Here is a 439-nt window from a genome sequence, read left to right on the forward strand (position 1 = left end):
AATTGCCACATTTTCAAGTAGTGTTTTTCGTTTTAATTTAGCCTGTTCTTCGGCTTCTATATATGACGCTCCTCTGGAAGCTGCTTCTATGGCGCTAATTCCCGATCCGGTAAAAATGTCAAGGAAAGAAAGTCCAGTAATATCTCCAAGGGACGCAAAGACAGATTCGCGCATCTTATCCATGCTTGTCCTGATTTCACGGGAGCCTTGAGGGACAGAAACCTTTCTACCGCTTAGGATTCCGCCCGTAATTCTCATGATTTCTTATATGGCGCCAAGGAGGCAGTTTAACTCGTCCTTGCTTACGACAGGCTCGGCAATGGCGCTTTCCGTCGGGACATAAGATTCATCTAACTGCTCTTTACGGTTTAAACTGTCCGTTCTTAATCTGGCGATTAGTGCCGGCATTTCAGGGTACAGCGTGGGTGAAATTGGGCTG

1 protein-coding gene is annotated in these 439 nt (G+C 46.2%); it reads right to left on the reverse strand.

Translation table 11 applies throughout. The features are described from left to right. The coding region (locus ACYVRA_RS09100; RefSeq protein WP_461252386.1) for an RsmD family RNA methyltransferase at window positions 1-258 on the reverse strand (258 nt) is incomplete at its 3' end. Between the last annotated feature and the right edge of the window lie 181 nt (window positions 259-439).

The sequence above is a fragment of the Treponema sp. R8-4-B8 genome (genome assembly GCF_054786175.1).